A 371-nucleotide genomic window follows, 5' to 3' on the forward strand; every position below is an offset into this window, starting at 1 on the left:
GTGAACCATCAGGAACAACTGCTGGCCCGACGGCGCATTGGCCAGACTGAATTCTGCGTCCTGACCGGCTCCGATGAACACCTTGTTCAGCAGATTGACTGCATCGTCGGGGTTCGTCGCATCTGGATGCTTGAGCGGTTGGTACTCCACGGTCCAGATCTTGCCGCCCGACAGCGGCGACCCGGTTTCTTCGATATAGGCCGCGAACACGATTGCGCCGGTTGGGCCTCCGGCTCGGCCCAGAAGGATGTTGTCGTTCGTATCGGTATAGAGAAGGATGCTGGTGCCATTGAGGGTATCCAGTCCGCTGTCCACGCCATTGAGCAGTGCGCCAGTGCTGTCGACGAAGCTGATATTGGTAATGGTTGCTC

The 371-nt window shown here is 58.2% G+C and carries 1 protein-coding gene; it reads right to left on the reverse strand.

The features are described from left to right. Nucleotides 1-371: DUF5801 repeats-in-toxin domain-containing protein (locus AC1DIS_RS30200; protein WP_477781329.1), on the reverse strand; the 371-nt coding region annotated here is incomplete at both ends.

The organism is Pseudomonas sp. 05N433, assembly GCF_056396925.1.